Source organism: Luteibacter sp. HAY1-4A (assembly GCF_056755355.1).
The window spans coordinates 1-21,286 of record NZ_JBNDHZ010000029.1; the positions used below are offsets into that span (position 1 = coordinate 1).

Sequence of the window (21,286 nt, forward strand, 5' to 3'; positions counted from 1 at the left end):
AGATGTGTATAAGAGACAGGGCTCAAACATGCGGTCGCAAGCGACCGAACTCGCCCGGAGGGACGCAGCCCGACACCTCTCCGATTACTGGGATTTTGTGGCAGAAGAGCCGCAGCCTGTACCCGTCGCAACAGGGGCAAGCAGACACCGAATCGATCACCTCACTTGCCACTTTGCCGTCAAGCTAAAGAGAACTCCCACGGCAAGCCCTATAAGGGCTCCAAGCGGAATGGTGTGGATGAGAGGCTTGGGCCGGAGGCCTGAGTGCCAGAAAACGGCCCACACGATCGAACCCAGGAGGACGGCGCCGGCGCAAACGGAAATCCATGTCAGGCACCCTTTGGAACGAAGCCACAAAAGATACGGCAAGCCAAAAACAAGCATAGCGCCGTAGCTAATGGGTAGCCCAAACGCAAAAATGAAAAGCACCGCAAAGTGCATATCTTGGAAGCCAGCGAAGCCTTGAAATGCTACTGAGTCCCAGACGAGCGCAAGGGCTATCGAAAAAGGGGCACCTAATGGCGCAACAAGTGCGGCCTTCCAGATGGTTTGCCGGCCCTCAGTCATGGTTGGCACGCTGGCGCACTGCACCACCTTCATCTTTCGAACAATCTACTCCGCCGAGTTTCCATCCACTGGCATTGCCACGTTGACGGACTTTGCCGCTTCGCTTGGTACGGAGCAACGTGCGCAGGTTACATTCTGCGCACGTCCTCAGAGCCGAGGAATCACTCATCGCTTTCGTCTTGCTCTATATGCCAGCAATCCGCTCGAAATGCAGGCTATCGATAGCAAGAAGAACAACGTTCTCGCTGAGACATAAAGAAGTGCGGGACTGGATCGAGCCACCCATACTTGAGAAATCAAGTCGAGAATTCCCAGGACAGTGAAAGCAAACCCCGCAACCGACAAGATAAAAAGACGTCTCGTGATTTGAGAAATTCAGTCTCGGCCACCTCGAACACTGATAAAAACAACAACGTCGATGGCGAGAAATGCAGGTATCAGATAAAGCTGAACAATCTGAACAGTCATGTCCAGCCCATATCATCTGCAACTAGGGGATGGGCACCAATCAAAACCGAACGTCCCTCTACCAAGATATTTATCGTATGGCCGGCCACCAAATGCGTCAGGAGATGCACCATGCTTCGAAAATACTTCCGAGTGAAACGCATCCACATGGCTCCATCGATCCAGCATAACGGGGTGATACGGGCTTGCATTCTCCGCATTTAAAGCCTTGGCGTGAGCTCGTGCCAAATCTACTCGCACCCCCTCCATACGCTGATCGATCTCCCGGGAACTGGCCGAGCAACTCGTCCCCCTAGGAAGGTTGTCGGAAATCGAGTTCGCTAGACGAAGATTCGTAACACCGGAAAGAATGCCTCTGTTGCCGGCAATTTCCCGAGCCCCGCAGGCGTAAGGATCACCCCCGCTACAGGCAGCTTGATAGTAAAGACTCCAATTCCCTGCATTTGCACAACCCTGCTCGGCACGAGTGACCCAGCACCCTCTTTGATCGCAAGCCAGACCCGTTCGGTCGGTGTACATCAAAGGATTGGAATTTGCATACGCATAAGTATTTATCCCGCCTTGCAGGCCGATGGAACCCGCCCGGCGATGTCTTCGGGATAATTCTGAAAAAAATGAGTTTTTTGACGTTCGCTACCAGCCGATCACCCACTCCTTCATCGGCCTCCGGCTCTCCCCTCACGAAACCTCAGTGATAGGAGAGGTGTCGGGCTGTGCCCCTCCGGGCGAGTTCGGTCGCTTGCGACCGCATGTTTGAGCCCGGAGGGGCGCAGCCCGGCGCCTCCACTCATGGCCGCGGTGTGCAAGGCCAACACAATGGCGCGTTCAACCGGCGACGGCTACCCCGAAATACGGGAAGAACAAAAAAAACCCGGCATCTTGCGATGCCGGGCTTCTTCATACGCTTTGGAGCTGGATCAGCTCGCGGCGCTTTCTTCTTCGGTGACGGCCTTCATCGACAGGCGGATGCGGCCCTGCTTGTCGACTTCCAGGACCTTGACCTTGACGATGTCGCCTTCCTTCAGCTTGTCGGAGACCTTCTCGACACGCTCGCTGGAAATCTGCGAGACGTGCACGAGGCCGTCCTTGCCCGGCATGATGGTGACGAACGCGCCGAAGTCCATCAGCTTGGCGACCTTGCCTTCGTAGATGCGGCCCGGCTCGACGTCCGAGACGATCTGCTCGATGCGCTTGCGCGCGGCTTCGGCGGCTTCGCGGTTGACCGAGGCAATGACCACGTTGCCGTCGTCGGTGATGTCGATCGTGGTGCCGGTTTCTTCCGTGATGGAACGGATGGTGGCGCCACCCTTGCCGATGACTTCGCGGATCTTGTCCGGGTGGATCTTGATGGTGAGCAGGCGCGGCGCGAACTCGCTCATTTCCGAACGGGCCGTGCTCATCACCTTGGCCATCTCGCCGAGGATGTGCACGCGACCGCGCTTGGCCTGGGCCAGCGCCGTGCGCATGATCTCTTCGGTGATGCCCTCGATCTTGATGTCCATCTGCAGCGCGGACACGCCGTCGGCGGTACCGGCCACCTTGAAGTCCATGTCGCCGAGGTGGTCTTCGTCACCCAGGATGTCGGAGAGCACGACGAAGTCGTCGCCTTCCTTCACCAGGCCCATGGCGATGCCCGCCACCGGTGCCTTGAGCGGCACGCCCGCGTCCATCATGGCCAGCGAGGAACCGCAGACCGAGGCCATGGACGAGGAACCGTTCGACTCGGTGATTTCCGAGACGACACGCACCACGTACGGGAATTCCTCGATCGTGGGCTTGACGGCCTGCACGCCGCGCTTGGCGAGGCGGCCGTGGCCGATTTCGCGACGCTTCGGGCTGCCGACGCGGCCGGTTTCGCCGACCGAGAACGGAGGGAAGTTGTAGTGGAAGAGGAACGTGTCCTTCCACTCGCCTTCCGGCGCGTCGATGACCTGCGAGTCGCGGGTGGTGCCGAGGGTGGCGACGACCAGCGCCTGGGTTTCGCCGCGGGTGAACAGCGCCGAGCCGTGCGTGCGCGGCAGGACGCCGACGCGCACCGAGATCGGGCGGATGTCGTCGAGCTGGCGGCCGTCGATGCGGACCTTGGTCGACAGCACGCCGTCGCGCAGGGTGCGGTACTCGACTTCGCCGAAGGCGGCGCCGATGTCGCCATCGGTCCAGCCATTGGCTTCCGCCTGCGCGGCGAGCGAGGCCTTGACCTCGGTCTTCAGCGCGGAGATGACGTCGCGGCGGGCGAGCTTGTCGCGGATCTGGAAGGCCTCGGCGAAACGCGTGCCGACGGCGGCCTTGACCGCGTCGTACAGCGCCGACTTGGCGGCCGGGGCTTCCCACTTGAACGACTTGGCGCCGGCTTCGGCGACGAAGGCGTTGATCGTGTCGATGGCGGCCTGCATCTGCTGGTGGCCGAACACCACCGCGCCGAGCATGACGTCTTCGCTGAGCAGCTTCGCTTCCGATTCCACCATCAGCACGGCCTTGGCCGTACCGGCGACCACGAGGTCGAGGTCGGAGGTCTTCAGCTGGGTAGCCGTCGGGTTGAGGATGTACTGGCCGTTGGCGTAACCGACGCGAGCCGCGCCGATCGGACCCTTGAAGGGCACGCCGGCCAGGGTCATGGCGGCAGAGGCGCCGATGAGCGCCGGGATGTCGCCGTCGACTTCCGGGTTCAGCGACACGACCTGTGCGATGACCTGGATCTCGTTGCGGAACTCTTCCGGGAACAGCGGACGGAGCGGGCGATCGATGAGGCGCGAGGTGAGCGTCTCCTTCTCCGTCGGGCGGCCTTCACGCTTGAAGAAGCCACCGGGGATGCGACCCGCGGAGTAGAACTTCTCCATGTAGTCGACCGTGAGCGGGAAGAAGTCCTGGCCTTCGCGCGCCTTGGGGGCTGCGACGACCGTGACCAGGACGACGGTGCCGCCCATGCTGACCATGACCGCACCGGAGGCCTGCCGGGCGATTTCGCCCGTCTCCAGTGTGACTTCGTGACTACCGTACTGGAATGACTTGGTTACTTTCGCCACTTCGATCTCTCCTCGTCCTGTTCCGGTGGTTTAGCGGCGCAGGCCGAGGCGTTCGATCAGGGTCTGATAGCGAGCGAGGTCGCTCTTCTTGAGGTAGGCCAGCAGCGTCTTGCGCTTGTTGACCATCTTCAGCAGGCCGCGACGCGAGTGGTGATCCTGCTTGTGCGCCTGGAAATGGTCCTGCAGCGCGGTGATGTTGGCGGACAGCAGGGCGACCTGGACTTCGGTCGAGCCCGTGTCGTTGGGCGCGCGGCCGTAGTCTTTGATGATCTGGCTGGTCTGTTCGACGGTGAGCGACATGTGTATCGATTCCTAAAAAAAAGCGGATGCGAGACTTGCGCAACCTCAACGGCCCCCGATGAAGTTGCGCAAGCCTCGCTTTTGATGAAAGCCGTTAAACGAGCACGTAATTGTAACGTCCTGCGCGTAGCGGCAACAAGCCCGGTCAGACAGGCGGCAGATTGAATCCGCGGAGGACCCGGAGGACCCCCTCCCCGTCCACCTCGGCCAGGGCCATCAGCCGGCCGTCGGAGCCGTAGGCGGCGCAGCGGGCAGGGACGCTCGCGGGACTCGTGCCCGCTGCCGCGGGATCGCCGGCGCAGCCGGCTCCCACAAGGGCTTCCCGCAAGGCCCGGGCCCTATGGGTTCCCAATGGCACCGGCTGGCCGAAGCCGAGTATCCGGGTCTGCTCGGGGTCGAGATCCACCCGGGGAATATGCGCGAGGCCGGCTTCGACCGGCAGCAGGCAGGCCTCCAGCGGGTCCGGCCCCGTCTCGGCAGCCTCCCGCAATTGGTCGAGGGTGACCATCGCGGGCGTCATGAAGGGTTCCACCCAGAGCCGGCGCAGGCCGGTCAGGTGGGCGCCGCAACCCAGGTTTTCACCGAGGTCGACGGCCAGGCTGCGCACGTAGGTGCCGGAACCGCATTCCACGTACAGCCGCACGGTATCGCCGTCGCTGCCGATCACCTCCAGGCGATGGATGTCGACCTCGCGCGCGGGCACGTCGACCGCCTCGCCCCGGCGCGCCTTCACATAAAGCGGCACACCGTCCTGCTTGATCGCCGAATAGGCAGGGGGCACTTGCACGATGCGCCCGCGCAGGGGCGCGAGGGCGGCTTCGAGCATGGCCTCGTCAAGCGCAGGCACGGCGCGGGTCTCCACCACCTCGCCCTCGAGGTCGGCCGTCGTGGTGGTCGCACCCAGCTTCACCTCGGCCTCGTAGGCCTTGCGCGAACCCAGCAGCCAGCCGGCGATCTTGGTCGCCTCGCCGAAGCAGAGTGGAAGCAGGCCGGTCGCCAGCGGATCGAGACTGCCGGTGTGGCCGCCCTTGGCCGCTCCGACCAGCCTCCGCGCCGTCTGCAGTGCCTGGTTGGAACTGAGGCCCAGCGGCTTGTCGAGCAGCAGGATGCCGTGGATGTCGCGGAAGGTTCGGCGGTTCATGGGTATCGGTTTGGGATGCGAACTCTGTGGGAGCCGGCTATGCCGGCGATCCCGCGGCAGCGGGCAGGCTTGTGGCGAGCACCCATCGCCGCTGAAGCGGCTCCCACATAAAACCTGTCGAACCCTCAGTCTTCCCTGGATTCGTCGGCCGGCGGAACGGGATTCTCACGCAGCAGGCGCTCGATGCGCTCGCCCTCGTCCACCGATTCGTCGTACTTGAAGCGCAGCTCCGGCACGCGGCGCAGGCGCATGGAGCGCGAGAGGCTGCGGCGGAATTCCGGGGCCAGCTCCTTGAGAGCCTTCATCGCCGTGGCGGACTGCTCGGGCATCAATGCGGTGACCCACACGGTGGCCCAGTCCAGGTCCTTGGTGGTCTCGACATCGGACACGCTGACCGACGGTAAAGCATGGTCGCGCACGGCCGCATGCACGAGCAAGCCGATCTCGCGGCGGAGTTCGGCGGACACCCGGTCGGTACGCTTGAAATCACGGGACGGCATGTCAGCCTCCTGAAACGAATAAAGCCTCCCCGGCCAGGCCGGGGAGGCACATTGCCTGCTGTTACAGCGTGCGGGCGACTTCGATGCGCTCGAAGCACTCGATCTGGTCGCCGACCTTCACGTCGTTGTACTGCTTCACGGCGATACCGCATTCCATGCCGTTGCGCACTTCGTCGACGAGTTCCTTGAAGCGGCGCAGCGATTCCAGTTCGCCCTGGAACACCACGACGTTGTCGCGGAGCACGCGGATCGGCTTGGAGCGCTTGACGATGCCTTCGGTGACCATGCAACCCGCCACCGCGCCGAACTTCGACGAGCGGAAGACGTCGCGCACCTGGGCGATACCGATGATCTCTTCACGGATCTCCATGCCGAGGAGGCCGGACGCCGCCTGCTTCACCTGGTCGATGACGTCGTAGATGATCGAGAAGTAACGGACGTCGAGGCCGTTGGTGTCGATCACCTTGCGTGCCGACGCGTCGGCACGGACGTTGAAGCCGATGATCAGCGCCTTCGAGGCCGCCGCCAGCGTGGCTTCCGATTCGGTGATGCCGCCCACGCCGGACGAGATCACGTTCACCTTCACCAGGTCGTTGCCGATCTGGGTGAGCGAGTCGCGCAGCGCCTCGACCGAACCCTGCACATCGGCCTTCACCAGGATGTTGAGGGTCTGCTGGCCTTCGCCCTGGCCCATCTGGGCCATGATGTCTTCCAGACGGTTGGACTTGCTGACCAGACGGTTCTCGCGACGCTTCTGCTGACGCTCCGCGGCGACCTGGCGAGCGAGGCGCTCGTCCTCGACGGCCACGAAGTCGTCGCCCGATTCCGGCACGCCGGACAGACCCAGCACCTGCACGGGAATGGACGGACCCGCCTCGTTCACCTGCTTGCCGGTCTCGTCGACCAGCGCGCGCATGCGGCCGTATTCCACACCGCAGACGACGAAGTCGCCCTTCTTCAGCGTGCCCTGCTGTACCAGCACCGTGGCCACCGGACCGCGACCGCGGTCGAGGCTGGACTCGATGACGACACCCGAGGCGCGGCCGTCGGCCACCGCCTTGAGTTCCATCACTTCCGCCTGGATCGAGATGGCGTCGAGCAGCGCGTCCACGCCGTCGCCGGTTTTCGCCGACACGGGCACGAACTGCGTGTCGCCACCCCAGTCTTCGGGGATGACTTCGAGGTTCGCCAGGCCCTGCTTCACGTTGTCGGGATTGGCGTCGGACTTGTCCATCTTGTTGACGGCGACGATCAGCGGCACCTTCGCGGCGCGCGCGTGCTTCACCGCCTCGATCGTCTGCGGCATGACGCCGTCGTCGGCCGCGACCACCAGCACCACAATGTCCGTGGACTGCGCACCGCGGGCGCGCATCGACGTGAACGCGGCATGGCCCGGGGTGTCGAGGAACGTGATGACACCGCGGCTGGTTTCGACGTGGTAGGCGCCGATGTGCTGCGTGATGCCGCCCGCCTCGCCCGAGGCGACCTTGGTGCGGCGGATGTAGTCGAGCAGCGAGGTCTTGCCGTGGTCGACGTGGCCCATGATCGTGACGACCGGCGGACGCTGGATCTTCTCGCCCTCGAGTTCCACGTTCTGGGTGTGCGAAGCCAGCGCGGCCTCCGCGTCATTGTCGGTGGCGCGAACCGGGTTGTGGCCGAGTTCTTCGACCACCAGCGCGGCGGTGTCGTGATCGATCGTCTGGTTGATCGTGGCCATGACGCCCATCTTGAACAGCGCCTTCACCACCTCGGCGCCCTTCACGGCCATCTTCTGGGCCAGCTCGGTGACGAGGTTGTTGTCGCCGATCACGACGTCGCGCACCACCGCGGCGGTGGGACGCGTGAAGCCGTGCGGACCCGACGACGTGGCACCGCGCGGCGCCTCGGAACGGCCCCTGACCTTGCCGCCACCGCGGCGATTGCCGCTGGAACGGCGCGCGCGGTCGGCATCGGACAGGTGCAGTTCGCCGGCGGCGAAGCGCTTGCCACCGGGCTCGCGATCGCCGTTACGGCCACCGCCGGCGCCACCGCCGCCGTGCTTCGGACGCGCCGCGCCGCGGGCGTCGTTGGTCGACGGCGCGGACGCCGGTGCCGGACGGGCACCCGACGGAGCGGCCGGACGCGCCGCTGGCGCGGACGCCACCGGTGCGGGGGCCGGAGCAGGAGCCGGAGCGGGCGCGGGGGCCGGAGCGGGCTTGGAAACGACACGCTCGCGCTTGCGCGGCTCGTGGATGCGCGGAAGGATCATGCCGAGCGAACGGTTGTCGAGCTTCGCCGTCTGGTGGCCGATGCCGTCGTCGCCCGCAACCGCCGCCGGGGTTTCCGGCTGGGGTTCGGCGGCAGGTGCTTCGGCACGGATTTCCTCGGTGCGAGCGCGCTCGGCCGCGGCCTCTTCCGCCTGGCGGCGTGCCTCGGCGGCCGCCTCTTCCTGACGACGGGCCTCGGCCTCGGCAAGCTGCCGGGCTTCCTCGGCCTCGCGGCGGCGCTCGGCCTCCTCGCGGCGCTGGGTTTCCTCGTGCTCGCGCTGCGCCTGCGACTCGGCCAGCTTGCGTGCGGCCTCCTCGCGCTCGGCGTCGTGCGAGGCGTCTTCGGCGATCGCGCTGCGCTTCACGTAGGTACGCTTCGCCCGGACCTCGACGTTCACCGTCTTGGCCGGACCGGCGCCACGGCCGCTGCCCGTGTTCACCTTCAGCTCGCCGACGGTGCGGCGCTTCAGGGTGATCTGGCGCGGAGCCGAATCGTCCGCTTCGGGAGCGGGTTCGTTCTTGCCGTGCGTGCGGCGCAGGAAACCGAGCAGTTTCACCTTTTCGGTGCTGCTGATGACCTGATCCGCGTTGTTGAATTTCATCCCGGCCTGGTCGAGCTGCCCGAGGAGCTTCTCGACTGGCATCTCCAGGACCTGGGCCAGTTGTTTGATAGTGACGTCCGACATCGTTCTTTATTCTCCGCCGTTCCCGCGCGTAACCTTACGTGCCGTCGATGACCCGTACGGCTGCCTCCATCCTTGGCGGGAAACCTTGCGGCTTCCCTCGGGGCGCCCCTCCAGGGCGCTTCCGGACACGCGCTTAGCCGCCCTTCTCCAGTCGGGCGATCATCGGAGCGCGCGCAGCCATGATCAGCTGCGATGCGCGTTCCTCGGTCATGCCTTCGATATCGATCAGCTCGTCGACGGCAAGGTCGCCCAGGTCGTCGAGCGTCTTCACGTTGCGCTCGGCGAGCGCGAAGGCGGTGGGTTCGTCCATGCCTTCCAGCTCGAGCAGCTCGGCGGAAGGGCCGTTTTCGTCGATGCCTTCCTCGACCGCCAGGGCCTCGGTGAGCAGTGCGTCGCGGGCGCGGGCGCGAAGTTCCTCGACGATGTCCTCGTCGAAGCCTTCGATCGCCAGCAGCTCGGCGCTGGGCACGTACGCGATTTCCTCGACGGAGGAGAAACCCTCCTGGACCAGGATGCCGGCGATTTCCTGGTCGACTTCCAGGCGTTCCATGAACAAGGTGAGCGCGGCCTGCTGCTCGGCTTCCGACTTCGCGGTGACCTGGTCCTGCGTCATCACGTTGAGCTGCCAGCCGGTGAGCTTGCTGGCGAGGCGCACGTTCTGGCCGCCGCGGCCGATGGCCTGGGACAGCTTGTCCTCGGCCACCGCGATGTCCATGGAGTGCTTTTCCTCGTCCATGATGATCGACTGCACCTCGGCCGGCGCCATCGCATTGATGACGTACTGGGCCTGGTTCTCGTGCCACAGGATGATGTCGACGCGCTCGCCGTTCAGCTCGTTCGACACGGCCTGCACGCGCGAACCGCGCATGCCGATGCACGCGCCGATGGGATCGGTACGGCTGTCGTGGGCCACCACGGCGATCTTGGCGCGGTCGCCCGGATCGCGGGCACAGCCCTTGATTTCCACCAGCCCCTGGCCGACTTCCGGCACTTCGAGCTTGAACAGTTCGATCATGAATTCCGGCGCGCTGCGCGAAACGAACAGCTGCGGACCGCGGATTTCCGACTTCACCTCGTAGAGGTAGCCGCGAACGCGATCGCCCACGCGGGCCGACTCGCGGGGAATCGTCTTGTCGCGCGGAATGAACGCCTCGGCGTTGCTGCCCAGGTCGAGGTAGACGTTGCCGCGCTCGACGCGCTTCACGATACCCGTGACCAGTTCGCCCACGCGGTCGCGGAAGGCGTCGACCACCTGCTGGCGCTCGGCCTCGCGAACGCGCTGGACGATGACCTGCTTCGCGGCCTGGGCGGCGATGCGGCCGAACTCGGCGTTCTCGATCTGGTGCTCGATCCAGCCACCGACCTCGGCCACTTCGTCTTCGCCCGCTTCGTCCTGGGCGTCCATCAGGCGGATCTGGAAGGACGGATCCTCCATCTCGCCGTCGTCCGCGATGATTTCCCAGCGACGGAAGGTTTCGTAATCGCCGGTGTTACGGTCGATCTCGACCCGGATGTCCGGATCCTCGTCGGGGTAGCGCTTCTTGGCGGCCGAGGCCAGCGCCGCTTCCATGGCTTCGAAAATGACTTCGCGCGGTACGCCCTTTTCATTGGCGACCGCGTCGACTACCAGCAAAAGTTCTTTGCTCATTGCCGCTACTCCCGTAAGGATGCCCCGCATCCCGTCGTTGCGTTATTTGGGTTTCTTGCCGCCCGGCGTGGGCTTCGGCTGCGGCGCATAGCCGAGGGCCACCCAGTCGGGAACCACGCGGGCGCTTTCGACGTCCGCATGCTCGAATTCGAATCTGCCGGCCTCGCCCTCGACCACAATGTGCTCGCCGTTTACTTCAACGACGTTGCCCTTGAGGCGCCGGCGACCCTCGATGGGGGCCTTCAGCAGCACCTTGACCTCCTGGCCGGTCACGCGCGCGAATTGCGCCGCCGTGAACAGGGGACGGTCGATACCGGGAGAGGAGACTTCCAATACATAGTTGCCGGGGATCGGATCTTCAACGTCGAGATAGGCCGAGAACTCGCGGCTGGCAGCCTCGCAGTCGTCGACCGTGACCTCGCGCTCGCCACCGGACACGTCGAGGTAAACGCGAAGGGTGCTCTGCCCGCTGGACGGGAGGAACTCCATGCCCAGCACCTCGAGGCCGAGGTCGGCCACGATGTCCGAGAATCGCTGTGAAAGTGCGTTTGTATCCACGTTGCCTGCAGGTTTTCCGGTCGCCAGAAACAAAAAAAGGGCGCGAACGGCCCATTCCTTTACGTCGCCGATGTATCCCGACACTTTCCTCCAGCGCCCACGCGATGCCTTTGACGGCGCTCACAGATGTGTCGCAGGACGCCTCCGTGCGCCCAACAAAAAAGCCTCACGAGGAGGCTTTCTTGTAAAAAGAAAGTTCCTGAAGCGATACCCGGCAACAGGCCTTGGCCGTCGCGAACACCGCTTAAGATTCACGGATTCTATCGTAATTTTGTAGGTTCGTGCAAGGTTCCGCAGGGATAATCTTCACATGGAAGACGCCCCCTACCCCCGATTCGCCACCCGCGGCCGGGCCTTCGTCTACGTGGTGCCGTGCCGGGACGAGGACCTCCTGAAACTGGGTTTCTCGCGCGACCCCTTCACCCGTTTCGCCACCCTGCACCGCCGGTTCTACGAGTTCTTCGACCTCGACCGGGGCCTGTTGGTCGATGCGGAACGGGTCGCGGCGGCGCGGCGGATCGAGCGGCACCTGATCGAGACGTTCCGGGAACATCGCGCCACGGCACCGCTGGTGGTGCGCGCCGCGGCCGGCGGGCATACGGAATGGTACCGGGGCGCGCACGAAGGAGTCGCGGCCGCGCTGAGACGCCACGCGGAAGACGAAGGCCTGGATGTCCAGGAGGGCTTGCGGCCATGGCTGCGTGCGCACCTGCTGGCCCGCGCCGACCTCCTCCACGACTGGTCGCTCCGTATCGTCGACACCCTGGACTGGGCGCGGAATAATGCCCCGGACGACCCCGGCGCAGCCCGCTTGAGCAGCGCCCTGCTCGACACCTGGGACCTGTTCGAAGCCGCCGGCATCGACGTGCACTCCCTCGTGCCGGCCTCGGTCAGACATTGGCACGAACACGGCGACCACCGCCGCCTCTTCCAGGATAGGTAGGAACCTTGTGGGAGCCGGCTATGCCGGCGATCCCGCGGCAGTGGGCCAGCTTGTCGCAAGCACCCATCGCCGCTGAAGCGGCTCCCACAAGGGCGCGCTCCTACACCGAGCCGCCCAGTTCCACGACCAGGCGTGTCTGCCACCCCTCAGGGGCACGCTCCATCACATGCACCTGTCGCGCCATGCAGGACACCGGACCGTTGGCGTGCAGGCGTTCCTCCAGGGTGGCCGCGATGGCATCGCGGTCGCGGCGCACTTCCCTGGCCACGGACAGGTGCGGCACGTAGTCCGGAAACTCACGGTCGCGGCGCGGGCGCTCCGGAAAGGCCAGTTGCAAGGCGGCGGCCAGCGAGCCGATGGCGGCGGTCGGGGACGGCGCCAGCCACACCGTCGACGGAAACGTGCGCACCGCGTCCAGACGGAAGGCCAGGGGGCGGCGGGCCGCGGCCACCGTCCGCAAGCGCTCGGTGACGGCGGGCGTGATGCGCTCGCTGTCGAGGAATGGGTAGACCAGGGTGATGTGGGCGCCGAGGCCCAGTTTCGCGGCGGGATCGAGGCGCGCGCGCAGGTCGCCGATGAGGGGCTCGGCCTCCGGGACCATGAGTGCCAGCAAAGTGCGGCTCATGCCATACAGCTTATACCGCGCCGCACGTTCCGCCGTGAGTCGGGCGCCGGTCCTGGCGGACCGGCGCCCCTTCCTTCACGGAGCTCAGTTGGTCCAGGTTGCCTTCAACGTCACGCCCGAGAACGCCGCGTACCCGTTGAGCATCACGTAGTACGTGCCCGCGGTGGGCGCGCTCGCCGTGCAGCTCTCCGTGTTACCGGTGACGTACGGACGGCAGTCGTAGGTCGACAGCGTCGGAGCGGCGCCGTACCGCACGTAGAGGTCGGCATCGCCGGTGCCACCCGAGATCGCGATCTTCAGGTTGGTCGCACCGGACGGAACCACCACCGTGTAGTTCAGCTTCCCGTTCGTCGCCGCCGAAAGGCCCGTCACGGCCACGCCGTTCTGCAACACGTTGCCACCGCCGGACGAACCCACCGTCACCGACGAGGACTTGCTGTTGCTCGACCCACCGTTGTCCGTCACCGTCTCGCTCACCGTATAGGTACCGGCGGCCGCGTAGGTGTGGCTGGGATTGGTGGACGTGGACGTGGCGCCATCGCCGAAGTTCCACGAGTGTGATGCGATGCTGCCGTCGCTGTCCGAGGAACTGTCGGTGAAGGTCGCCGTGAGGCCGCTGGTGGTGAAGCTGAAGTTCGCCACGGGCGGTGTGTTCCCGCCACCGCCACCGCTCACCCAGTTCGCCTGCGCGTAGGTATTGAGGGCGCCGATGTTGAAGCTGCCGAAACCGGTCGCTTCATCGAAACCCGTGGACGCGGTGTAGCCATGGCTCTGGTACCCGTTGTTGCCGGAAGTCACGTCGTGCAGGAGCGACGCCTGGCTCGGGAAGGCCTGGTAGAACTTCGAGGCCGGGAAGCCGATGGCGTTGCCGGCCGCCGACTCGATGCGCGCGAAGGCGCCGACGAACAGCGGCGAGGCCAGGCTGGTGCCGCCAACCTGTTCGGTCTGTCCATTGACGACGATGAGCGCACCCGAGGACGACGCGGCGTCGAACGACACGTCCGGACCCACGCGCTTCGTCGAACTGCTTACCGACGACTGCCACGAGGGCGCGGTTTCGTAGAGGCTGGTGCCGCCACCGGTGGCCCAGAGGCGCAGGTTGTTGTCGCCCTGGCTCGGTGCGATGGCCGAGAGCCCTTCGTTCCACACTGTTTCGCCGGTCCACGACGTGCCGCTTGTGGACAATGTGGTGCCGCCCACCTGGATCACGTACGGCGAGCTCGCTGGCTCGCTGACCGAGTAGTGGGTCAGGTCGATCTTCACCGTACCGGCGGAGTTGGCCACGTACCCCGGCGAACCCGACAGGGGATCGGTGGACCACTGGTACACACCCGCGTCGCCCGCGGCTACCGAGAAGGTCTGGCCCTGCGCCACGGCCTGCTGGAAGATCGCATCGTCCGCGGCCTGCGTACCGGACTGCTCGGCAGCCGTCTCGTCTTCGCCGAGCGAAACGTTGATCAGCTTCGCCTGGTTGTCGGTGACGGCCCTGTTGAAGGTGGCGGTGATGCCGGCGTTGGTGATGCCGCTGGAACTGGAATCGCCGTTGGCCGAGGTATAGAAGATCAGGCGCTGCACGGCACCCGCGATACCCACGATGTCCTGGCTGTCGAGCGACCATTCGCCGTTCGAATCGGGATCGTTGGCGAACGTGCCGCTACCCACCTTCGTGATCGTCGAACTGACCGTCGGCAGGCCGGCGCTTGCCGTGAAGCTGTTGAGGTCCGTCACCGTCTGCGTGATCGAACCCCAGGTGATGATGCCGACCGTGGTTGCGCTCGCCGTCGGCACGCTGCCGCCGCCGTAGATGGCGGCGAAGTCCTGCGGATGATGGGCGGCGACGGCCGCGGCGGCCTGCGTGCTCATGCTCGATCCCGGAACGGTCACGTCCTCGGGCTTGTACACATGGTTGAGAGGATGTTTGACCGACACGTTCTGCAGGCCGAGCACTGACTGCACGGCGTCGCCCAGCGCGGCCGGCACCAGCGCCGGCGTGTCGTTCGCGAAGTATTCGCGGCCGTTGGCATTGAATCGCTTGATCGATGTGTGGAAGCCATTCGCAGCGGCACCGACATTGCCGTCCGCCGAAACCAGCAGATTGTTGGGCGCCACGTCGATGTTGCCGAAGCCCGCCTGCTTGAGGTGCGCCACTACCGCGTCCACCTGCGCCTGCGTCGGCGCGAAGCGCGCCTTGAACTGCTCTGGCGTGAGGAACTTGCCGTAGAGCTTGTTGCCCGGCGTGGTGACCGCCGCGAGGAACGACTGGAGTTCGTCGGGGTTGCGCAGCTTGAGACTGACGGCCACATGCAACGGCTTGTCCGCCGGCATCGCGGTGACGGCGGCACCGTCGATATGCGGCGAACCCGTCATGTTCAGCGCATAGCCCGAGGCCACCGGCGTACCCGTGGTGGACGCCGCGGCGAGCGGCTGCGTACCGGCGACGGGTAGCATCGCGGCCTGGGTGCGCGTGGACACCCAACTCTCATCCGCATGCGCGGAAAGGGACGACATCGCCAACGCGATAGCCGCGGTCAGTACCGTCTTGCGAGAGATCCCAGAAGCAAAAGCATCGATCTTCATGAGTGATCCTTCCATTAGCCCGTAGATTGCTTCCGCCAAGGCGGAAGCCCTGACACTGCAGGCGTTCTGGATCGAGCGGCACCATCCCGTGGGCCGGCGCTGCCGCCGGCCGCTTCGTGCTTCGCAGGAAATTGCGTCACCCCACCCTTCACGCCCCTTGCTCCCCCTGTCCTTCGAGCAATGGCGGCGCAAGCTTTCGCAAGGCTTTCGGAGAAGCGCGGCGCGGGGCGAAGAAACCGAAGTCCGTGACACGACACCCAAAAAAAGACGGCGCAGAATCGGCAGCCGTCGGCCATCCTTGCCGCCGGAGTTACGTCAGCGGCGACGCATTCGCAAGTTCATGCCGGACCGTCCGTGTCAGGGCGTCCTCAACGGCAAGTGGATATCGGTGATCGCCTCGTGTTCCGGCACGTCCGGGAAGAACGCTACGCGGCGAAGGAACAGCGGCGCGTCTCCCGGCTCCTCCCCGCTTTCCGTCAGCCACTCGCCGTAAAGGAAGCGGATGGCGTCGCCCAGCAAGGTGTCCGAGCCGGTGTGGCGCAGCACGGCACAGCGCCCGCCGGGCAGGTCCGCTGCCACGACACCAGTGTCGTTCGCCGCAACCGTCTCGCAGGACACGCAGATGTCGAGCCGGTAGCGTTCGGGCGGCGTGGTTTCGGGATCGTCGTACAGGACGTTCCAGGTGGCGTGCTTCGCCGGCGGCAGGCCATTGGCACGACGCCAGGCGATGAAGCGGCGAATGGTGTCGCCGATGCGCTCCGGCGGGCCCACGTGCGAGAGGCAGGCGACGGGCGTCTCGGGAAAGTCGACGATGCGTATGTTGTCGGCGTGGTGCCCTGCAGGCATATGGAACCTCCTTACTTCGTCGAGTTCGCGCCAGGCGGTGGCCCACATCTGCCAGTCCGGCGCCTCACGGAACGCCGCCGGCGATTGTCCGAGCCGTTGCCGGAATGCGCGGGAGAACCCTTCCGGACTCTCGTAGCCAGCGTCCAGGGCGATATCCGTCAACGACATCGCAGGCCGGAAGGCTGCTTGCCACGCCGCCCGCTTGAAACGCGACAACTGCACGTAGCGATGAACGGGCGTTCCGGTGAGCGCCGAGAAGCGCCGGTGGAAATGATGAGGTGAGTAGGCGGCGACCTCCGCCAGGACGCCGAGCGACACATCGCCGTCCAGATGGCTGTCGATGTATTGGAGCACGTGGCGGAAGCGCTGATGCGATGGATGGGTCATGGGTACAGCGTAACTGCGAAGACAGAATCCGGCATGACCGATCTTGCTAAGCAAGTGCCGCGAAAGCCTTACAGGGAGGTGGCTGACCACCTTATGGAATAAGATTTAAATCATCCACCTGAAAATGCCTAGGGAGCGCTCCTTGTAGCAATATGTGAATTCTACTAATTTCTTCACGTCCAGACGGGCATGTGAATCCGAAAGGATTGCTATCTGCCGGGCCTGAACGAGTAAGGGATTCGCCACACCATACGCTTACATTTACGGACCCGTTGGAACTTGCCCATGCAAAGCGAACCCCCCTGTACGTTCTAAGTGGAGGCTTAATAGCTATCAGGCTAGATTCTTCCAGATAATTACCACTCATTCCCTGCACCGGCTCATTCTTAATCGCAACTTCTCCGATCGTTGCCGAAATCGTCACATCCTGAAAAAAAATGTAGTGCACGCTCCCCAAAGGCATCGACTCGAAATCCAACACCCAACCTTCAGGATCTGGCGGAGTAACCAGCCCCGGATCCGGCACCGCCTGCTCGTTCTTGTCATAAGCAAACGATGCGGACCCTGTTTGCGAGCTTGGCAAGGTCAAGCGAATGACGGGAGCAAATACCTTGAAATAGCCTTCGTAGCGCGTCTGGTCGTTCGTCGCTTTGCTGAGAGCGTCGGCGTTGCCGCTGAGATAGAAAAAGGCACGAATCGGGACCACGGCGTTCTGTGTCCATTTGTCCAGCCGAACCTCATTCTGGGTGTACCAATCGGCAGCCGCCATTCGCTTCCTGCCATCGATGAAAGCCGTGAAATTGGCAGCTGCGGACGTTGTACCGGTACCCACGTTCCACCCGCATTGCCCGATATACTTGCCCCACCCAGCGAGCGCATTGAAGTGAGCGATCCATTGACTGCCGGTCGCTATGCCTTGCAGATCACAAGGACGGCTTCCCTCGCCTCCATCCTTGTGCTTCCCGCAGCCGTTCGACTCACGATAGTTCGTGTCGGAGTCGTGGGGAAATACGCAGAGGACATTGATAACGTTAGATCCTGTCGCGCCGACGTCCTTGGGATAAAAAACAAATCCGTTTTTGTAGTTGAAGGCGGTACCCGTAAAACCGGTATCGGAACGCAGCCAGGAAAACGACACTCCCGATGCCGACGGGTTGGGGTTCCACGGAAGGAACGCCTGATTGTTTTCGGTGGCCCGAAGCATTACGCCCGTACACAAGAAAGCCGGTCGGCTCTCGCTTCCGCAATTGCTGCGCGTGTCGCTATACCAACGGCGGAGGTCCGCTACCGCCTGGTCTCCCACCAGTTCTCGCGTCTGCTTCTCATCCTGCCCTGCGGGCAATGCCTGAAAAGGCCTTTCGGCAGGCGGTTGTACCCCACCCGGCCGTAGCCCGCACGCAAGAAGGAGGAAGACATAGCCGAATAAAGCGAGTGGCCGGATGAAACTCCTTTTCATGACAGCCTCCATGCCGACAAGTGGGCCTTTCATACGCAAAGTCGCACGAACAAAAGTGCCTTCGCAAGGACGGCCTGCCGCCCCGTCAACTCGAAAAACACACCCGGCTCAGTTGACGGCATATCTCAGGGCCGATTTGCGGCACTGATTTCCGCCAGGCTATCAGCAGGCTCGTCGGCCGCGATTTGGGCACGATCCTATGTCACGTGGTAGCGCACGCCATAGGATTGGCCCGGTACGACGCCCAACATCGGCACGTTTTCCGGCGCCCGACTTGACCGGGTTCTCACTATTCGCGGTATTCCTCTGCAACACTCCACGGATTGCCTGGCCGGATCTGACATTTAGACGTCTAAATTGCATGTAAGCAGTTTTCGTGCCGGATCACCGCCCACGGTCCGGCCGCGCTGCCCGAGAGCCCCGCTCTCTCCGTTCGTGGGCTACCTGAGGAGCATCTCGCATCGTGAAACCGAAGATCGAGTTTTCCGGACTACGCGCACGACTCCAGACCCTGCTGGCTGTGACCGGCCTCGCCCTCCTGGCGCTGCCCCTGACCGGAGCGGCCGAAACACCCTCCGCCGCCTATCCCCACACCGACGGCCCCACCGCCATGGCCCGCGCCCGCGTGGCGGCCGACGTCCTCATGGGTTCGTACGACCCTGAGAAGGCGTGGTTCCCGTCCAGTTGGTGGAACTCGGCGGTGGCCCTCCAGACCATCGGCGACTACATGCAACGCACCGGCGATCGCCGCTACCTCGGCCAGCTGGACAACACCTTCGAGAAAGACAAGGGCGTGTTTCCCGGCGGCGTGCTGTCCGGCGATCCGTTGCTCGGCAATTTCACCAGCCGCGCTATCGACGATTCCGAATGGTGGGGCCTGACCTGGATACAGGCGTACGACCTCACCCGCGACCCGAAGTACCTCGACATGGCGGTAACCATCGCCAACTACGTATACGGCTATTGGGACACCAGCACCTGTGGGGGCGGCGTGTGGTGGGACGCCGAGCGCACGTACAAGAATGCGATCACGAACGGCCTCTGGATCCGCCTCACTGCGGAGCTGCACAACCGCATCCCCGGCGACACCCTGTGGCTAGGCCGCTCGCAAACCGCATGGACCTGGTTCCAGGGCAGCGGCATGGTCAATGCCAACGGCCTCGTCAACGACGGCCTCACCAACGCCTGCACCAACAACGGCCAGAACGTGTGGACGTACAACCAGGGCCTTGCCATCGGCGGCGGACTGGAATTGTGGCGGGCGACGAAGGACCCGTCTGTCCTGAGCACCGTGAAGCGCCTTGCCGACGCGGCGATCGGCCCAGGAGGCCTCGTGGTCGACGGCACCCTCAGCGAAAGCTGCGACGCCGCGGACCAAACCTGCGACGACAACGCGAAGCAGTTCAAGGGCATCTTCATGCGCTATTGGACCGACCTCGTGGACACCACACACGATAGCCGGTATGCGGACTTCCTGGCCCGGCAGGCGGAAACCGTCTGGAACCAGGACAGGGACGCGGCAAGCCGCCTCGGCACACGCTGGGCCGGCGCCACGAACGACGACCACCCCAATGTCTTCGACTGGCGCACGCAGGCCAGCGCGTTGAGCGCCCTCATCGGCGCGGTCCCGGTTCCAACACCGTTCGCCTCGCTCGCCGCAACCCTGTCGCCGGCGCAGCCGGTGATCATGCCGTCCGCGTCGGGCACCGTCGCCATTCCCGCGGAACTCGGCGTATCGGCCACGGGATTCTTCCCGCTCGTGACGCTCGCATCCACCGAGGCTCCAGCCGGCTGGACGGTATCGCCGCGCGCCACCCTCGTGACCCTGAAGCCGCACGGCAATGCGGCTCCGGTCAGCCGCAGCGTGCCGATGAACATCACCGTGCCGAGTTCGGCCACCGATGGGCACCACATGGTGACAGCGAATGTCTTCTCGGCAGGTTTGCGCTTCACCACGCAAGCCGACGTACTCGTCGCGCACACCGTCGACTTCGACACCGGCACCGCGGGCGAGCTTCCGTGGTTGTTCGACGCCGACCATTCGCAGAGCAATGGCGTGCAGAATCGCTTCGCCGACGGCAACGCGCACTTCACCTATCGCTTCCCGTTCCCCGCCGATACCAGCTCCGCGAGCGTCACGCTCACCATCGACGCGGAATTCGTGGTGCAGGTGAGTTCCGATGACGAGCACTGGACCACCGTGCTCCAGGAAGACCGCCCGATTACCGACGGTTCCAACAAAGCCGACCGCACCGTCGACCTGACGCCCTACCTCGGCACCGGCACTGGCGGCGCCAAGCCGGTTTACCTGAAGGTTTCGGACAGCTTCCCCAACGACGGCTGGGGCGGGCGCGTGTACCACGTCACCGCGAACATCGTGCAGTAACTGGAAGGTGTCTCCGTCTCCGCACACGCGGAGACGGAGACACACCGCGCATCATGCAGCGCCGCGCATCCGCTGCACGGTGGCGTCCGCATTGAAGCGACGCGACGCGGCAGCCACGTCGGAACTGACCACCGTCTTGCCGATCGGCGCGAGCGCGATAGCCGCCAGCTTCAGGTGCTGGATGCCGAACGGAATGCCGATGATCGTCAGGCAGCAGGCCACCGCCGAACACAGGTGACCGATCGCGAGCCATATGCCGGCGAACACGAACCAGATGATGTTGCCCAAGGTGCCGAACACACTCGTGCCGATGTCGCCGCGTCCGGACAGCTGCTCGCGATCGACGGCCTCCTTGCCGAACGGGAAGAAAGCGAACGTACCGATGACGAAACACGACCGCGCCCAGGGAATACCGACGATGGTGATCATCGCAAGCAGCCCCGCCAGCCACCAGCCAAGGCCCATTACCAGGCCACCGAAGACGAACCAGATCACATTGCCCAGGGTTCTCACGTACGGCTACTCCTTGTGGATTCGGCGCCAACTTAAGCCCGCGACGCCGGCGAGGCATGTGCCAGTCGGCCTTCTTGTCCGGCGGGATTAGCCGTTATTCAGTGCGACTTGCAGGAGCGGCTATAGTGGCGAGAAAACCTTGCGAAACCCGCACAGCATGCGGCGAGGGAATGCGCGCCCGCGCGCAAGCGGTCACGGGCAATACTTCCGGATTTTTCACACGACCGTAAGAAAAGTACTTGCAAGAATCCGGCCACCTCCATATACTTGCCGACTCTGATGCGGGGTGGAGCAGTCTGGCAGCTCGTCGGGCTCATAACCCGAAGGTCGTAGGTTCGAATCCTACCCCCGCTACCAGTTTTTAAAGGCGTGAACTTCGGTTCGCGCCTTTTTCTTTTGGGCTTTTCGGGCCCGCT

The 21,286-nt window shown here is 64.3% G+C and carries 14 protein-coding genes and 1 tRNA gene; 3 read left to right on the forward strand and 12 right to left on the reverse strand.

Translation table 11 applies throughout. From position 1 onward, the window contains the following. Positions 1–1,952 precede the first annotated feature (1,952 nt). From pnp to ACPYOD_RS11330, 7 genes are all read right to left on the reverse strand, one after another. Complete coding sequence (pnp, locus tag ACPYOD_RS11300; RefSeq protein WP_481301836.1) at positions 1,953–4,058, reverse strand: polyribonucleotide nucleotidyltransferase; 2,106 nt, start codon at positions 4,056–4,058, stop codon at positions 1,953–1,955. A gap of 30 nt (positions 4,059–4,088) precedes the next feature. Then, positions 4,089–4,358 (reverse strand): 30S ribosomal protein S15, encoded by a 270-nt coding sequence (gene rpsO / locus ACPYOD_RS11305; protein WP_166698855.1) that lies wholly within the window; start codon positions 4,356–4,358, stop codon positions 4,089–4,091. A gap of 145 nt (positions 4,359–4,503) precedes the next feature. Next, positions 4,504–5,499, reverse strand: a complete 996-nt coding sequence (gene truB / locus ACPYOD_RS11310) for a tRNA pseudouridine(55) synthase TruB (RefSeq protein WP_481301837.1) — start codon at positions 5,497–5,499, stop codon at positions 4,504–4,506. A 125-nt stretch (positions 5,500–5,624) separates the two neighbouring features. Then, positions 5,625–5,999 (reverse strand): 30S ribosome-binding factor RbfA, encoded by a 375-nt coding sequence (rbfA, locus tag ACPYOD_RS11315; protein WP_481301838.1) that lies wholly within the window; start codon positions 5,997–5,999, stop codon positions 5,625–5,627. Between the two features lie 61 nt (positions 6,000–6,060). Next, on the reverse strand, positions 6,061–8,931 hold the full coding sequence (gene infB / locus ACPYOD_RS11320) for a translation initiation factor IF-2 (protein ID WP_481301839.1): 2,871 nt from the start codon (positions 8,929–8,931) through the stop codon (positions 6,061–6,063). 133 nt (positions 8,932–9,064) lie between these two features. Continuing rightward, positions 9,065–10,579 carry a transcription termination factor NusA gene (gene nusA, locus ACPYOD_RS11325; RefSeq protein WP_481301840.1) on the reverse strand — a complete coding sequence of 505 codons (1,515 nt, stop codon included), beginning with the start codon at positions 10,577–10,579 and terminating at the stop codon, positions 9,065–9,067. 42 nt (positions 10,580–10,621) lie between these two features. Further along, positions 10,622–11,137, reverse strand: a complete 516-nt coding sequence (locus tag ACPYOD_RS11330; protein WP_481301879.1) for a ribosome maturation factor RimP — start codon at positions 11,135–11,137, stop codon at positions 10,622–10,624. Between the two features lie 310 nt (positions 11,138–11,447). Between ACPYOD_RS11330 and ACPYOD_RS11335 the strand changes: the two genes are divergently transcribed. After that, positions 11,448–12,080: a GIY-YIG nuclease family protein gene (locus ACPYOD_RS11335; RefSeq protein WP_481301841.1), complete on the forward strand. Its 633-nt coding sequence runs from the start codon at positions 11,448–11,450 to the stop codon at positions 12,078–12,080. A 100-nt stretch (positions 12,081–12,180) separates the two neighbouring features. On the opposite strand, the gene ACPYOD_RS11340 is transcribed toward ACPYOD_RS11335, so the two are convergent. The 4 genes from ACPYOD_RS11340 to ACPYOD_RS11355 all read right to left on the reverse strand — a co-directional run bounded on the left by ACPYOD_RS11340 (position 12,181) and on the right by ACPYOD_RS11355 (position 17,971). Further along, complete coding sequence (locus ACPYOD_RS11340; protein WP_481301842.1) at positions 12,181–12,705, reverse strand: 2'-5' RNA ligase family protein; 525 nt, start codon at positions 12,703–12,705, stop codon at positions 12,181–12,183. 84 nt (positions 12,706–12,789) lie between these two features. Continuing rightward, a complete protein-coding gene (locus ACPYOD_RS11345) occupies positions 12,790–15,282 on the reverse strand; it encodes a protease pro-enzyme activation domain-containing protein (RefSeq protein WP_481301843.1) in 2,493 nt (830 codons plus the stop codon). A 357-nt stretch (positions 15,283–15,639) separates the two neighbouring features. Next, on the reverse strand, positions 15,640–16,515 hold the full coding sequence (locus ACPYOD_RS11350; RefSeq protein ID WP_481301844.1) for an AraC family transcriptional regulator: 876 nt from the start codon (positions 16,513–16,515) through the stop codon (positions 15,640–15,642). Positions 16,516–16,606: 91 nt separating this feature from the next. Continuing rightward, complete coding sequence (locus ACPYOD_RS11355; RefSeq protein WP_481301845.1) at positions 16,607–17,971, reverse strand: hypothetical protein; 1,365 nt, start codon at positions 17,969–17,971, stop codon at positions 16,607–16,609. 463 nt (positions 17,972–18,434) lie between these two features. Here ACPYOD_RS11355 and ACPYOD_RS11360 point away from each other — a divergent pair, with 463 nt between their 5' ends. Beyond that, positions 18,435–20,357 carry a glycoside hydrolase family 76 protein gene (locus tag ACPYOD_RS11360; protein ID WP_481301846.1) on the forward strand — a complete coding sequence of 641 codons (1,923 nt, stop codon included), beginning with the start codon at positions 18,435–18,437 and terminating at the stop codon, positions 20,355–20,357. Positions 20,358–20,408: 51 nt separating this feature from the next. Here ACPYOD_RS11360 and ACPYOD_RS11365 read toward each other — a convergent pair whose 3' ends face one another. Next, positions 20,409–20,870 carry a YccF domain-containing protein gene (locus ACPYOD_RS11365; RefSeq protein ID WP_481301847.1) on the reverse strand — a complete coding sequence of 154 codons (462 nt, stop codon included), beginning with the start codon at positions 20,868–20,870 and terminating at the stop codon, positions 20,409–20,411. 280 nt (positions 20,871–21,150) lie between these two features. Here ACPYOD_RS11365 and ACPYOD_RS11370 point away from each other — a divergent pair. Continuing rightward, positions 21,151–21,227: transfer RNA gene (locus tag ACPYOD_RS11370), tRNA-Met, on the forward strand. Positions 21,228–21,286 lie beyond the last annotated feature (59 nt).

Excerpts from the sequence above, each read along its gene's own strand:
- ACPYOD_RS11355 (WP_481301845.1), bottom strand. The coding sequence starts at position 17,971 with ATGAAAAGGAGTTTCATCCGGCCACTCGCTTTATTCGGCTATGTCTTC.
- ACPYOD_RS11345 (WP_481301843.1), bottom strand. The coding sequence starts at position 15,282 with ATGAAGATCGATGCTTTTGCTTCTGGGATCTCTCGCAAGACGGTACTG.
- rbfA (WP_481301838.1), bottom strand. The coding sequence starts at position 5,999 with ATGCCGTCCCGTGATTTCAAGCGTACCGACCGGGTGTCCGCCGAACTC.
- ACPYOD_RS11350 (WP_481301844.1), bottom strand. The coding sequence starts at position 16,515 with ATGACCCATCCATCGCATCAGCGCTTCCGCCACGTGCTCCAATACATC.
- rpsO (WP_166698855.1), bottom strand. The coding sequence starts at position 4,358 with ATGTCGCTCACCGTCGAACAGACCAGCCAGATCATCAAAGACTACGGC.
- infB (WP_481301839.1), bottom strand. The coding sequence starts at position 8,931 with ATGTCGGACGTCACTATCAAACAACTGGCCCAGGTCCTGGAGATGCCA.
- ACPYOD_RS11340 (WP_481301842.1), bottom strand. The coding sequence starts at position 12,705 with ATGAGCCGCACTTTGCTGGCACTCATGGTCCCGGAGGCCGAGCCCCTC.
- ACPYOD_RS11335 (WP_481301841.1), top strand. The coding sequence starts at position 11,448 with ATGGAAGACGCCCCCTACCCCCGATTCGCCACCCGCGGCCGGGCCTTC.
- nusA (WP_481301840.1), bottom strand. The coding sequence starts at position 10,579 with ATGAGCAAAGAACTTTTGCTGGTAGTCGACGCGGTCGCCAATGAAAAG.
- truB (WP_481301837.1), bottom strand. The coding sequence starts at position 5,499 with ATGAACCGCCGAACCTTCCGCGACATCCACGGCATCCTGCTGCTCGAC.